The following is a 14,726-nucleotide window of genomic DNA, read 5'->3' as shown; positions in this document are numbered from 1 at the left end:
TATGATGATTGGAAAATAAGCCAGCTGAGCGTATAGCCATGCCATTTTTGGATATAGCACTATTTTGATATTTATTAGAATAATACAAATGGTGTCTTATTTAGGGCCAATCACAGTAAAATGCCAGGTACCGGATACATCAATTGCACTATTGCTTACATTGGTAAGCCGCACACTGCAAGAAGCGGCAGTAACATTATATGGAGTAACTAAAACTTTATCCCAACCGCCTGTTCCATTCTCGACCTGAGCAACTGATACGGCTGGTACACCTGAGAAATCAGGATAACCCAATGTACTTATAATACTTGCTCCTGCAGCCAGGTTAGAAAATGAGTATCCCTCGGTTTCATGCCGGATAATATATGTGGATGCTGTGGGGTTTTGAACAATCCCTTGTCCGTCAGCGGTTAATTTGCCCGAAATCGAAGCTACACCCTCTACATATAAATTATTATTGACATTTACAGTTCCTGCTATAGTAGCACCACTTGAAATAACAGCCGGACCCTCCAGGTAGAAAGTACCATTACTGCTCAAGGAAGCAATAGTATTATTAAGTGAATTTCTGAAAATGAAACTTTCACTTGCCTGAAAATTTCTGAATTTCATGCCATCAGTATCATGTAAAATTTCACCATAACCTGTATCTGTTCCATTTTCCATTCTGATATGCTGCCCCCAACCTCCATTACCATCTGCTTTAATATGTAATCTTGCAATAGTCTCTTCATAAGTAAGTTGCCCTACAGCCAGATTGAACCCAACTTTGGCTTTATTATTAAAGAATCCTGAAAAATTGCTATTGGCATAGCCAAATACCCCAACGCCTGTATTACTGACCCCATAAATGCCTGCATTACCATCGCTTTCTCCAAAAATTGCCCGACCAAGGCCTGTTGTAACAGATATTCCTCTCCCAGAACCAGTATTGGTTAGCGTAAATAGGTTTCCTGAAGTTGCGCCACTTCCACTATAGGGCAAAGTAAAGCCACTACCTCCGCCACCACCTGTCATATCTACCCAGCCAGCACCATTACAGAAATACATTTTGCCATCGGTGGTATTGAAAACCTGTGTTCCTCTGGCAGCAGAATTACAAGTGCCTAAAGATGCTACATTGCCTATTTTGGTAGCATTGGGCAATAGCGTGGTAGATTGCGCAAAGGTTTTGCAGGCTATCAGGAATAAAAAAATAAAAGAGTATTTCATAGCTAAAAATTGTCTCTGGTGAGCCCGTAAATGTATCAGATACTGAGAGAGGAATCAATCACGGTTTGCCGTGATTTTGTAAGTAATAGTTAATTGGAGGAATTTTTTGGAGCCAAAAAAAATTTCAAAAGAAATGTAAAAAAATTAAATCCAAGGCTGCAGAATCTCCGTATATGCTAATATAAAAAAATCGTAAGATAGAATCCTACGATTTTCTGAGTTTAATATAACTTTTGCTTGTCAATCTACATGCCCTAGATCGACAACAAATTTTACAATTTTTATTCGTAAAAACCAATAAAAATTCACACAAAACGAAATCAATAGAGATTTTAGGATAAAAAGCCCTTTAAACAAGGGCTTTTTGTGTTAAAAAATGAGATTTTAGCATTTTCTACTTGACTAATAAAGTTTTTTGCATAATAATACAATCTGCAATGTTAGAATCCCTTAAATTAATATTGCCCTAAGAGCCCTTCTTCAAATTTTTGCAAGTAACAGGAAAAAGGTAAAGCTATACCCATCAAAATCACAAGTATTAAATTGTCTCTACCTGATATTTTTCCAGATGAAAATAGTGTATATTGTATGTAAGAAATACTATTTTCATTCGGAAAAAGTAACACTTTTATGCTATTTACAGATAGTTGATTATTGTATTAATTTGTAAGAACAGGTAATTATTTTATTCTTCTAAACCTATTCTTAAAGCTATGAAATATGTCTCATTCTTTTTCTGGTACTACTTTATCATATTCAGTCTGCAAGCACAAACACCTCCTTCTTATGCTTTAACGATTACCCCATCTAGTAATACACAGGATGTTAAAGGAAATATTAAAGCCAGTGGTTTAATAGAAGGGAGTGCTTTAAAATCATCTGGTTTGGCAACGGGTAATCCTTTCTTAGCATATCCAGTATATGCAAACGCAACCGGTGATTTAATTACAGGTTATAAAGTGGGTTATTTGAGTATTCCAAGTTCGGCTTTTGTCTTAAATTACCAACTTTACAATGACGAAAATGAGACAGATTTGTTGCCCTTTCCTGCCGGAGACGATTATTTGATTCATTCGGCGGGAGGCTTAACTTTCTATAGCATTAGCAATGGGCGTATATTGCTGGCTCCTATTCAGGTACCGCACAAAAGCAAACTAACTTCTATCAAACTAACTTTTCTGACTTTATCACAATCCCGAACTTTGAATATAAGTATTATTAGAGCACATATTGACAATACTTCAAACGAAGAAAGTATTTTTAGTTTTACAACTCCCACTACTAATTCTCCGACGGTAGTTGCGCAGCAAGCTATTAATAATTTAGAGTTAGACAATCAAAACTATCTGTATACGCTTAAAGTTACATCTTCTGATAATACCTGGCCTATTGTAATAGTGAGAGGCGCAATAATTGAATACCACGATTTTTAGTAAATAATAGATACGATAAAAGAGTTTATTATTAAAAACATAGTATAAAAAATATAAAGAGGTATGTTACCTCAACCTTCTATGTTCGTCTAATAAATATGATTGTGGCATGTCTAACAATCTGACATGGCAGCATTTGGGTTGTGCCAAATTCGTGTTGTCGTGCAATTATCTAATGGCTAGAACCGTCAAACTGCTAAATAAGGAATGGCTTATGAGCATAATAAACCATTCCTTGTTTTTCTGTTTCTCCTCTTCGTAATGCTACCGTTTGAAAGCATTTTATTCTGATAAAACAATATACTTCTTCGATTTGTCGTTAATTTCGACTTAAGTCAGGAAATAAATTATAAAATTTCATCAGTAGAAAATAGTTTGTGCAGAAATTTCTGTTGAAAACTTATGTCTACGAATTAGCGTATGAAACTAATTGCTAACATTCCTTTAGAGCAAATTCTCTTTCTCCAAGCCGATATCAATTATACCCAAATTTTCTTAAGTTGTGGCCGAACCCTGCTCTCCGGTTTTACTTTAAAGAAGTATGAGGATTTCTTCGAGCAGGAAAATTTCCTGAGAGTTCACAGAAGCTATCTGATTAACCGTAATCATATTCACCATTATGATTCGTCCAGTTCAAACATATATCTTTCAGATGGAACAGTGATTGGAGTATCTCGCCGCCGCCGAGATATGATACAGAGTATGGTGGCTTAAGAGTGAAAAAAACTTGCCGTATAATAACTATTCTGCCCTTAAGCATCCAAAACTATCCAACCTGAAAAACTCAATGTCAGTCAGAAATAAAAATCAATGACTGATGAGATTTATTTATTGTCTGCTGATAATATTACTAATAACAACTGCCTGCCAACAAGAACAGGATTTAGCGCCGAATCATGCACCAGGTGATTTCGTAGTGAATACTGCTTTGCAAAGTGATGGTAAGACAGTCCTTTTGAGTTGGTCACCCGCCCAAGACCCTGACAATGATGAAATAAGTTATACTGTAGCTTATCGGGGAAAACACATTGAAGGAATCAAAAACACCCAATATTTATTAAAGAATCTGCCATTTGATAGTAATATTGAGGGCAGCGTAATTGCACAGGACGGCAAGGGAGGGAGTTCCACAACTAAATTTATCACACAAACTGCTTCAGGTTATATTGCTATTCCTGATTCTGCTTTTGAAAACGAATTAATCAGACAGAAAATTGATGATAAAAAAGATGGACAAATAGCCAGAAGTGCCACATTAAGAGTGACCGAATTAGTAGTGGCAGGCAAGCTAATCAGAAATCTGAGTGGTATAGAAGCTTTCACGAATCTAACTTATCTGGATTGCCAGGGGAATCGTTTAACTGCACTTCATTTAAATAGTAATACGGCATTAAAATACTTAGACTGCCATAGTAATGAAATTTCGGACTTGCAAATAGACCAATGCGCTGGCTTGGAGGAATTGTATTGCCAGATTAATAAATTAGGTAGATTAGATATTACAAAAAACATGGCTCTGACAGAAGTATGGTGTTTCTCAAACGCGTTAGGATATTTAGATATAAGTAAAATCATACATCTAAAGAAACTAAGTGTTGCTTATAACCAACTAAACAGTATAGATGTGAGTAAAAACATTTTTCTCACTGAATTGTCTTGCTCATTTAATAAACTTACAACATTGGATTTAAGTAAAAATACACAATTGCAATATCTATACTGTTCCGATAATTTGATAAGTGCTTTGGATTTAAGCAAAAGCACAATACTCAATTCGCTATTTTGCCAGTCTAATCTGCTAATGGCATTAGATATAAGCCGGAATACTGAATTAGCTCATCTGCAATGTTCTAAAAACTCTTTGGGAAACCTGGATATAAGCAAAAACACGAAGCTATTGTATCTGTACTGCCAATCAAATAACCTTACGAATTTGAGTTTATATAAAAACCAGAATTTATTTTATTTAAACTGCTCCTCTAATTATCTGACTAACTTAAACATCAGCCATAATCCTAAGCTGGTATACCTGCTATGTTACAAAAACAATTTCTCTACCATCTGTATTAGTGATTATAACCAGATTCCAGTTTCTGGATGGGAAAAGGATAGATGGGTAAATTATAGCGTATGTGATTAATAATTACTCACTTCTTTTCCAACAACTCTTTTGCCTCATTATATAGTCTGTCTTTGCCACCCATATATTCTTTGTACTTAATCAATCGGCTTAGGTATTGCTTGGCTAAAGTAGCATTGGTAGGCAAATAATATTTAGCCAGTTTCATCATTGCGTCAAATTTATAACCTTGTTCCTGGTAGTCATCACCATCGGCGAGGTTTTTCCATATAGCAATAGATTCTGCAGTTTGTTGAGTCTGATCCAGAATCAATCCTCCAAAGTATAACTTACCCGGGTGTTGCTGCGGGCTTTGTTTGAACTTTACTATAAGGTTTTTGCCAAAGTCTAAAACTGTTTTATCGTTTGATTTGGCGATTATCTCATAAGCAGTTGGCGTATCCCATTTAGCTTGGACCGGATAATATTTAATCAATAATTTTAATAAATCATCACTGGATGGATAGCTCTCAGTTAATGATTCAGGCGCAAATCTCATCACAGTTGCATAAGCAAAAAGCTCTTCAAAATTGAAAGTTGATTTTTTGCTTTTTATCTGATTTTCGATGGCTGAAATATCTGTGCCAAAAGAGATGCCCTCTTTTTTATTCAGCACAAAAGCTTTTAGAAAAGCACAAATCAAAGGAGAATTGAATGGGTTACCAAAACCCAGACGAGTAGTAGCCGATGCCATATCTGTTGAAGACAGCATGGCAAAAGTAAGATTCTTAGCCGGAACTTTCAATAAGATAGAAGCATCATCGCCGTATCCGTAAGCCCAATGAATCTCAACACCTTCAAATGTAGTAACAAACCATCCCATTCCCTGCGGGCTGCCCTTGTAGAAAGGGGTGGTTATTTTCTGATAACGTTCTTTTGAAATAATAACCCCTTTATCAAGTGCCGCACTGTATTTTATTAAATCATGTACACTGCTCATCATACCATAGGCAGGCCCACTTTGCATATTAGGTAAATTAAGCCTGGAATTGGTGTATAACTTCTGATCCTTATTAAACTTATATAATGTTGCTACGCTGCTACTTAATTTTTTGTGTTTCACCGAATCATATCGGGCAATGGTATGCGTAAGATTAAAAGGCTCAATCAGGCGTTTTTCTACTTCATAAGTAAAGGCTCTGGTCATATCATTAGGCACATCAATTTTATTAATGCCCTTAATAGCATTAAAAACCACATTATATTTACCGCCATTATATACAAAGCCTTGCCCTACAGGTTTGCTTTCTGAGGTATGGCTTAAGATATGTGCCAAGGTAGTTTTGTTATCCCAGCGCTCTTTTGTAAAATATTGATTCGGGTAATCATTTACTAAATTATTCAGCCTGAGTTTGCCCTCCGCTTCCATTTGCTGCATCATTACCGAGGTCATGCTCTTGGTGAGCGAAGAAATGACAAATATATGGTCGGCTGTAACAGGCTCTTTCGTATCCGGATTGGCAAAGCCGATTCCCTTGAAGTAAATCAAGCTATCGCCCTTAGCTACACCAATGGCCATGGCTGGTATTTTTAGTAGTTGGGTATAAGTTTGAATATCTTTTGAAAAATTATTAAAGTCCTGTGCATGTAAAAGATGTGTTAAGAGATATAACCCAATTAGTAATAGTTTTTTCATAGAATTTTTGTAAGGTTTTAAAGCAAAGACAAAGACTGTTGGCGCAATGTTGCACAAATGATGGGATCTGCATCTGTTAAAATTTGTTAAATTGACTAACCGACTTATGTTTGCGATTAAAAACTTACAAGTCATTTGGCGGTTGGTGTTACGGTCAGGTTTGTGAAACTTCCTCTAGTCATTGGCCCGGTCCACAAGCCTATTTTACCTGTTGAATTAGCCGCCAGACTTTCTACTACCATACAAGGTTCGTCACTATTATTTACAAATACTTTTATGAAAGGCTTATTAACTACTATTCTGGTATGAAACCAGCCATTAGGGTCGGGTACAGGTTTTACTTTGTTTTCATATTTACCCGGAAAGTTGTCGCGCAATTTAAACCAAGTATGAGTAGGCAAACTGGCATATTGCACAGCCCTGCTTCGGCGAGCGGTATCAGGATTGATAAAGTTGAAAGGACGGAAGTAGATGTTTTTGAATGTACTATCATTCTGAACATTAAACACAATACCAATAAAGCTTTGCTGAGGAATATTCTCTCCCTTTAAATCAAATTCTATAATACCATTGCCCATTTCAAAATTATTCAGAACCATCATGCCCTCATCTTCGGTTTTGTTGAGCACAATGGTATCTTTCCAGGCAGGACTCAGCCTTCTATAGACTGTCCATAAGCCAGGATTTTTCAAATCTACTTTTAGTGTTTTAGTTTGCCCGAAGCTATAGTCTCCAATAATAAGCAGGAGCAGGATCAAAAAGTTTTTCATAATTTTTGAGGTTTTAAATAGATAATAATTGTCTTGAAAGGATTTGTGATAGATTGATTTTTTTTGGCAAATTTGTAGAAAAGAAAAAGCTAAGGCTTGTCCAAACCTATGTCAAAACAGGTTCATTTTGGTACAAGCCCTATAACGACTCATAAAATGGAGCATTCAGAAGTAGAAAACCTTGAAAAATGCAAAAAAGCGATTGAAGATAAACTCAATTGGGGCAGTAGTGCGGCATGGTTGAATTATGATTTTGAAAGGCTTAATGAACAGATATTTGCCGAGACCAATGTGCAGATAAGTGTTTCTACCCTGAAAAGAATATTTGGTAAAGCAAGTTATAATAGCTCACCATCACTAACCACCCTTAATACATTAGCTCAGTTTATTGGTTTTGCAAACTGGCGGGATTTTGCCAAAAGTATTGTTCCTCAGTCAACTGCCCAAGACCTTCCAAAGCCTCCCGTTACTAATAATGAACCCTTATCGGTTAATACGAACCAGCGACAATATTTTATCTATGGTATCATAAGTACATTGTTTATTATTAGCTTAATTGCCTTTATGGCGCAGAAAAAGGAACGGCCGAACTTAGACTATTCCAAATTTGCTTTTAAAGCAGATAAAGTGGTTACAGAGGGTTTACCTAATTCGGTTGTATTTACCTATGATGCTACGGCTGCTAATCTAAGGGATTCAGTGTTTATCATACAAACATGGGATAGCAGACGGAAAAAGAAAGTAGATAAAAATCTGCATAATCATTCTGCAATCTATTATTATCCGGGTTATTTCAGAACAAAGCTGCTTGTGAATCAGGAAGTAGTAAAAACACATGATTTGCAGATTAAAACCGATAACTGGCTGGCTTTGGTCGAACCCAGAAATGATGCGAAAATGCCTTTGTACTTTGCTAAACCGGAAGTGCTGAAAGGCAATGAAATAAGCGTGGACAGAGGTCTACTGAAAAAATACAGTCTCCCACTTCATCCGGAAGCGCCAAGAATCAGGTTTTTTAATCAGACTGATTTGGGAGAATTGATGAACGATAATTTTACTTTTGAAACCATGCTAAAAAATGATTTTTCGGAAGGAACAGGCACTTGCCAGAAAGTACAGGTATTGATTCAGTGTAAAGACGATATTATTATTATACCACTGAGTGCTAAAACTTGTGTTGGCAATATCAGTTTGTACGCTTGTGGCGCAAATGCAGAAAGTTCTGCAGCAGATTTATCCGGCTTCGGTTGCGATTTAACTCAATGGACAAAACTAAGAGTGGAAACTAAAAACAAAGAAATGACTTTCTTTGTAAATGACAAGAAAGCGCATTCATTCAAATTTCCGCATAATCCTACCGGAATAGTGGGACTACAATACCGTTTTGAGGGAGTAGGTGCGGTAAAAGATACCTGGATTGAGGGAGAAGGGGGGAGGCATGAGTTTGTGGTGAAATAATAGTAATATTCATTATTAATAATTTGAACTAACATAAAACTATGATTTACATTACCCAACTGATTTTTGTAAAAGAAGGCAAAGAAGCCATTTTTCATGAGTTTGAAGATAACGTAATTCCTTTGATAGAGAAATTCAATGGGAAGCTATTATATAGAGTTCGCCCCGATGATTCAGCTTATATAATGGCTGATGGAGAAAAACCCTATGAAATACACTTTGTGACGTTTGAATCAGAAAGTGATTTGCAGGCATATATGAAAGATGATGGCCGTCTGAAATTTATTCATTTAAAAAATGACTCGGTTCAGTCAATGCTTCTGGTAAAAGGAGATAAAATGTAATGATACCAGCAAAAAAGAAAGTATTGGGTATTTTAGGTAGTACTAAAGCGAACTCAAATAATGAGCGATTATTGAAGAAAATAGGCGAGTTAATGCAAGAGCATATAGACCTGACTATTTTTAATCAGATAGCCGAATTCCCACATTTCAATCCGGATTTGGATAATGAGGAGGTAGCTTCTATTGTAACCAATTTCAGACAGCAAATTACAGAGGCTGATGGAGTTTTGATTTGTACGCCCGAATACGTTTTCAGTATTCCGGGAAGTTTGAAAAATGCTCTGGAATGGACAGTCTCAACAATAGTCTTCACAGATAAGCCTTTAGGCATTATTACTGCCTCAGCATCTGGCGAAAAAGGACATGAGCAATTGCAATTAATTATGCAAACCTTGGGTGCTGATTTTAATGAGGATACTTTACTATTAATCAGCGGTATCAAAGGAAAGATTAACGAGCAGGGAGAGATTACTCATACTGAAACTTTGCAAAGGGTGGAGGATTTTACAAAGAGCATTATAAAGTTATTAAAGTAGAGCTTGGCAAGAGGTATAGGGCTAGCAAACGCTTTGCCCTATGCTCTCTGCTCCATGCTTCATTTCATCTGCGGGCTTTCAAATCCTAATTTCTTCAACCCCTGCTGAATTTCAGGTATACCCATAAATAACTTCCAGAATAAGCCGGTTCTATGATTCTCAATCATTACCACTATCGGACCCTGGTCAATGGCAAGATACGATTCTGCAACCCAGTTTTTTGATTCGTTCATGGCATCTTTAAAGCCATATTCTCCCCACAATTTATCACCTTTTTCTTCGTAAAAGTAGCGCAAAGCGGCCATTGATTCTTTTGGTGTATAAGGGAATGCCGATAAGGCAGCTGTAGGGGTGATAACGCCTAAATCGTTATCAGGCGCATGTGCATTATAGCCCTCATGATTATCACTAGCTGTTAATCCCCAGCAATTTGGACCATAACCTTTAAACTTATTCGGGTTAATTACGCAATGCTTATAGTTAATGAGCGTATGATTCAGGTTTTGCTGCCAGTAGTCGGCATATTGGTCTTTTAAACCGCGAGGGTCCAAACCCAGAAACGAATATTGCGAGAAAAACAACGGCCCACCATAATCAAAGCCTAAAGGTAATTTGATTCCGTAAAACTCTTTGCCATTTTTAAAATGGTCGCTTTGTGCCCAGCATTTGATATAATGCTCACGTGTGATAGGATAACGCTTAGAGGAAGCTCCCAGAATATAAGTAATCAGGGTTTCATTCCAGCCACGCAATTCAAAGTTCATCGCCCATCCATTATTCGGGCTCCAATGCCAGTATAATTGGTTGACAGACTCACGGGTAAACCAGTCAAACTCCAGTTCATCCCACATCCAAGTGGTTTTCTGGCGTATATCTCTTTCTGTGTTATTATCTTTAGTAAAGTACTCTCTGGCACATAAAAGACCCTGAAAAAGGTAAGCCGTTTCCACCAGATCAGCGCCATCGTCTTTACGCCCAAACGGAATAGTTTTACCTGTTTCACCATCCATCCAATGCGCAAATGCGCCATGATAACTCTGTGCTTTAAAAAGGAAATTGACAATTTTTCTGATTCTTTCGGCACCTTCTTCACGTTTTATCCAGCCTCGCTCAACGCCAACAATAATAGCCATTACACCAAATCCGGTTCCACCAATGGTACAGGTCTCGTGCCCGTAACCGAAAGTAACATTGCTGCGCTCACGGGCCAGTCCACTTTTAGGATGCCCAAAATCCCAGAAATAACGTATGGTTTGCTTTTGTACCAGGTCTAGTAGCGCTTCGTCAGATAGCTTATCAGTAGTTTTGTTGTTTTTCTGCCCATATGCTAAAACAGATGCATATAGCAAGCATAAAATAAGAATTTTGGCTTTCATAAATCATCAAGGTTGAAAGTAAAACACAATCCAGTTCTAAAAATAGAGTCAAAAAAACAAATTTTGAGGCTATGAAACAAATATTCAGCAAAGCGATTTTATAAAACTTATACTACTTTGGCTGCAAAATGAAGTAAAATCGTTTGTATTGATTCTAATAAATCTTTCGCAAAGTACAAATCCAGGATAGATTTTAATATCTTTACAAAAAAAGATAGACCCATGACCGCTAAAGATATTCTCTTACACCTGCGCATTCCCTTTTCTTTTTTTCTGATGCCTGTCTATTGGTTTGCCATAAGTCAGTCAACCATCGTCGATAAGACCAAAGCCATCTGGGTTTTTGTTATTCTGCATTTACTTATTTATACTGCCAGCAATGCCTATAATAGTTATTTTGATAAAGATGAGGGCAGCATTGGTGGGCTAGAAAACCCTCCTGCGGTAGATGACAAACTCTTCTGGGTGGCTTGGGGTATTGATACCATTGCGGTTATTCTGGGTTTCTTATTTGTTAATCCGCTTTTTGCCTTGTTGATTTTTGTCTATAGTATGGTATCAAAAGCCTATAGTGATGATAAAGTACGTTTGAAAAAATACGCTGTTCTGAGTTGGTTCATCGTGGGCTTGTTTCAGGGAGCATTCACCTATTATACCATTGTACTTGCAGTTAGCGATAACGACGAACCTTTACAACACCATCTATTGCCTGCGATTATCAGTACATTAATGCTATGGGCCATTTACCCGATTACACAGGTGTATCAGCATGACGAAGACCGCAGGAGGGGAGACCGCACAATGAGCATGCTGCTGGGTATAAGAGGTACTTTTGTTTTTACAGCAACTGTTTTTACCCTAGCTTTTGGCTTGTTCTTTCTCTATTTTCCAGAATCAGATTTTATATTACTTCTCCTGTTTAACCTGCCAACCCTGGCCTATTTTAGCTGGTGGTTTTTACAGGTATTAAAGGATAATGGACAGGCCGATTTTCGGCATGTCATGTGGCTCAACCTGCTGGCATCTTTATGTCTGAATGGATTTTATATCTGGTTGTATATAAGATAGATAAATAGATATTGGTTCTAAAACAAAAGCACCTGCCTCGAAACCGAAGCAGGTGCTTTTAATATAAACTAATAAGCTAAATCTTATTATTTCGATTTTGCAATTACACCGTCTGCAATGTTTTGAGGAACAATCTCGTAGTGAGAGAACGTCAAGTTTGCAGTGGCACGACCTGATGACATTGTACGAAGGTCAGTTACATAACCGAATAGTTCAGAAAGAGGTACATCAGCTTTGATTACTTGTGAACCAGCTTTTGTGTCCATACCTTTCATCATACCACGACGACGGTTTAAGTCACCGGTGATAGGACCTGTATATTCGTCAGGAGTAATAACTTCTACAGCCATGATTGGTTCAAGAATCTTAGGACCAGCCTGACGTGCAGCTTCTTTAAAGCCTAAACGACCAGCCATCTCGAAAGACAATGAATCTGAATCGACATCGTGGTAAGAACCGTGGAATAAACGAACTTTCATTGAATCTACAGGGAAACCTGCTAATGGGCCATTTGACATAGCTGATTCGAAACCTTTCTGTACCGCAGGGATAAACTCTTTTGGAATAATACCACCCACGATGTTGTTTACGAACTCTAAACCAGTTTTGCCATCTTCACGTGGTCCTAGTTCGAACACGATATCGGCAAATTTACCACGACCACCTGACTGTTTCTTGTAAACCTCGCGGTGTTCAACAGTTTTGGTGATAGTTTCTTTATATGCTACCTGTGGTGCACCCTGGTTTACTTCTACTTTGAACTCACGACGCATACGGTCGATGATGATTTCCAAGTGAAGCTCACCCATACCACGGATGATAGTCTGACCTGTTTCTTCGTTCGATTCAACTGTCAATGTTGGATCTTCCTCAATCAACTTAGTGATTGCTTTAGAGAAGTTATCCTGGTCAGCTGTTTTCTTAGGCTCAATTGCATACCCGATAACCGGATCAGGGAATACCATTGATTCAAGAACGATAGGGTTTTTCTCATCTGACAACGTATCGCCAGTTTTGATATCTTTAAATCCTACAACCGCACCAATATCACCAGCACCCAATCTCGGGATTGAGTTTTGTTTGTTGGCGTGCATCTGGAAGATACGAGAGATACGCTCTTTATTACCTGAACGGTTGTTCAGAATATAAGAACCTGCATCAAGACCACCTGAATAAGCACGGATGAAACACAAACGACCTACGTAAGGGTCAGTTGCGATTTTAAACGCTAAAGCTGCAAAAGGCTCATCTTCAGAAGGTTTACGGGTTACTTCAGCACCAGTTTCAGGGTTTGTACCAATAATCGCCTTTTTGTCTAGTGGTGAAGGCAACAGAGCCATCACATAGTCAAGCATGGTTTGAACACCTTTGTTTTTGAAAGATGAACCGCAAAGCATAGGAACGATTTTCATCGAAACAACTGCAGCGCGAAGCGCCGCTAAAATTTCATCTTCAGTGATTGAATTCGGATCTTCGAAGTATTTCTCCATCAAAGTCTCATCAAACTCAGCTACTGCTTCTAATAATTTCTCACGGTATTCAGTTGCTTCATCCATCATATCAGCAGGAATCGGAACTTCAGTAAAGGTCATACCTTTATCTTCTTCGTTCCATACGATACCACGGAAGTTTACTAGGTCAACCACACCTTTGAAATTATCTTCAGAACCGATTGGTAATTGAAGAGGTACAGCGTAGCTACCCAACATTTCCTTTACTTGTTTACACACATTAAGGAAATCGGCACCTGAGCGGTCCATTTTATTTACAAAACCCAGACGGGCAACATGGTAGTTGTTTGCCAGACGCCAGTTAGTTTCTGACTGAGGCTCAACACCATCAACCGCACTAAACAAGAATACAAGACCATCTAGTACACGTAACGAACGGTTTACCTCTACGGTAAAGTCCACGTGACCAGGTGTGTCAATGATATTGATGTGATATTTATCATTTCTATAATTCCAGTCAACGGTTGTTGCTGCAGATGTGATGGTAATACCTCTCTCCTGTTCTTGCTCCATCCAGTCCATCGTAGCAGCGCCATCGTGTACCTCACCAATTTTGTGGCTCACGCCAGCATAATAAAGGATACGCTCAGTGGTAGTAGTCTTACCTGCGTCAATGTGGGCAGCAATACCGATGTTTCTTGTAAATTTTAAATCGCGTGCCATTGTTTTATATTTTTATCAAAATGTTTAAAAGTCTGATTACCAGACAATTTTGTTTAGAAACTTTTATCCAAGCTAAAATAGGATTCCATTTCGGGGTGCAAAATTACGAAGACTTTTTGATAAAATCAAAAACGTTTTAAATTTTATGAAGAAAACTTAAAGACCTGTATAGACATATTATTTTTATATTAATTTAAAGAGATAAAATGAGGGTTTTATTAAGAATTTGTTCGACCAAAGTTTAAGCTGGTAGTTTTAGAAAGCTTTGATGTCCGAAACTACCGCCTTAGTAATACTTTGATAATCTAGGAACTATTGCTGTCCTCATTCAGAAAGGTTCCCACCGTATCGGTCACCTTTTCCGATTCTGCTTTAGTGACAGGAACTTTTAAACATTGCTGTCCTCATTCAAAAAGGTTCCCACCGTATCGGTCACCTTTTCCACTGCTGCTTGAGTGGCAGGAACTCGGAAATAATTGGACTGCACCCCAAATTTTGGACAAAATTATTATTAAGTTTTAGAATGATGCGCTCGGTATTGTATGGGGCTCATTCCTTTTAGATTAAGTTTAATTCTTTCTTTGTTATAATACTGAATAT

General features: G+C 37.7%; 13 protein-coding genes. 7 read left to right on the top strand and 6 right to left on the bottom strand.

What is annotated here, in order from left to right; all coding sequences use genetic code 11:
- Positions 1–96: 96 nt before the first annotated feature.
- Positions 97–1,212: a hypothetical protein gene (locus tag D0T08_RS25790; protein ID WP_116985644.1), complete on the bottom strand. Its 1,116-nt coding sequence runs from the start codon at positions 1,210–1,212 to the stop codon at positions 97–99.
- 713 nt (positions 1,213–1,925) lie between these two features.
- Between D0T08_RS25790 and D0T08_RS25785 the strand changes: the two genes are divergently transcribed.
- The 3 genes from D0T08_RS25785 to D0T08_RS25775 all read left to right on the top strand — a co-directional run bounded on the left by D0T08_RS25785 (position 1,926) and on the right by D0T08_RS25775 (position 4,785).
- Complete coding sequence (locus tag D0T08_RS25785) at positions 1,926–2,645, top strand: hypothetical protein (protein WP_116985643.1); 720 nt, start codon at positions 1,926–1,928, stop codon at positions 2,643–2,645.
- Positions 2,646–3,065: 420 nt separating this feature from the next.
- Entirely contained in the window at positions 3,066–3,359 is a 294-nt protein-coding gene (locus D0T08_RS25780) for a LytTR family DNA-binding domain-containing protein (protein WP_116985642.1), read from the top strand.
- Positions 3,360–3,462: 103 nt separating this feature from the next.
- On the top strand, positions 3,463–4,785 hold the full coding sequence (locus D0T08_RS25775; RefSeq protein ID WP_116985641.1) for a hypothetical protein: 1,323 nt from the start codon (positions 3,463–3,465) through the stop codon (positions 4,783–4,785).
- Between the two features lie 7 nt (positions 4,786–4,792).
- On the opposite strand, the gene D0T08_RS25770 is transcribed toward D0T08_RS25775, so the two are convergent.
- Complete coding sequence (locus tag D0T08_RS25770; protein ID WP_158561353.1) at positions 4,793–6,400, bottom strand: serine hydrolase; 1,608 nt, start codon at positions 6,398–6,400, stop codon at positions 4,793–4,795.
- A 131-nt stretch (positions 6,401–6,531) separates the two neighbouring features.
- Complete coding sequence (locus tag D0T08_RS25765) at positions 6,532–7,170, bottom strand: hypothetical protein (RefSeq protein ID WP_116985639.1); 639 nt, start codon at positions 7,168–7,170, stop codon at positions 6,532–6,534.
- A 108-nt stretch (positions 7,171–7,278) separates the two neighbouring features.
- On the opposite strand from D0T08_RS25765, the gene D0T08_RS25760 reads away from it, so the two are divergent.
- From D0T08_RS25760 to D0T08_RS25750, 3 genes are read left to right on the top strand one after another with little or no spacing between them, the layout of a single operon-like run.
- Complete coding sequence (locus D0T08_RS25760) at positions 7,279–8,628, top strand: hypothetical protein (RefSeq protein WP_229239057.1); 1,350 nt, start codon at positions 7,279–7,281, stop codon at positions 8,626–8,628.
- 41 nt (positions 8,629–8,669) lie between these two features.
- The gene (locus tag D0T08_RS25755; protein WP_116985638.1) at positions 8,670–8,972 is read left to right on the top strand and encodes a DUF1330 domain-containing protein; all 303 of its coding nucleotides are present in this window, start codon (positions 8,670–8,672) and stop codon (positions 8,970–8,972) included.
- A complete protein-coding gene (locus tag D0T08_RS25750) occupies positions 8,972–9,508 on the top strand; it encodes an NADPH-dependent FMN reductase (RefSeq protein WP_116985637.1) in 537 nt (178 codons plus the stop codon). The genes D0T08_RS25755 and D0T08_RS25750 overlap by 1 nt, the downstream gene beginning before the upstream one ends.
- 59 nt (positions 9,509–9,567) lie before the next feature.
- Here the strand turns inward: D0T08_RS25750 and D0T08_RS25745 are convergent, their stop codons facing one another.
- Complete coding sequence (locus D0T08_RS25745) at positions 9,568–10,884, bottom strand: glucoamylase family protein (RefSeq protein ID WP_116985636.1); 1,317 nt, start codon at positions 10,882–10,884, stop codon at positions 9,568–9,570.
- A gap of 222 nt (positions 10,885–11,106) precedes the next feature.
- Here D0T08_RS25745 and D0T08_RS25740 point away from each other — a divergent pair, with 222 nt between their 5' ends.
- Complete coding sequence (locus D0T08_RS25740; protein WP_116985635.1) at positions 11,107–11,952, top strand: UbiA family prenyltransferase; 846 nt, start codon at positions 11,107–11,109, stop codon at positions 11,950–11,952.
- An 86-nt stretch (positions 11,953–12,038) separates the two neighbouring features.
- On the opposite strand, the gene fusA is transcribed toward D0T08_RS25740, so the two are convergent.
- Positions 12,039–14,126: an elongation factor G gene (gene fusA, locus D0T08_RS25735; RefSeq protein WP_116985634.1), complete on the bottom strand. Its 2,088-nt coding sequence runs from the start codon at positions 14,124–14,126 to the stop codon at positions 12,039–12,041.
- Between the two features lie 511 nt (positions 14,127–14,637).
- Positions 14,638–14,724 carry an IS3 family transposase gene (locus D0T08_RS28280; protein ID WP_409012909.1) on the bottom strand — a complete coding sequence of 29 codons (87 nt, stop codon included), beginning with the start codon at positions 14,722–14,724 and terminating at the stop codon, positions 14,638–14,640.
- Positions 14,725–14,726 lie beyond the last annotated feature (2 nt).

Source organism: Emticicia sp. C21, assembly GCF_003418935.1.
Taxonomy (GTDB): domain Bacteria; phylum Bacteroidota; class Bacteroidia; order Cytophagales; family Spirosomataceae; genus Emticicia.
Note: the sequence above shows the minus strand (reverse complement) of the source record. Positions and strands in the feature narration are given on the sequence as shown.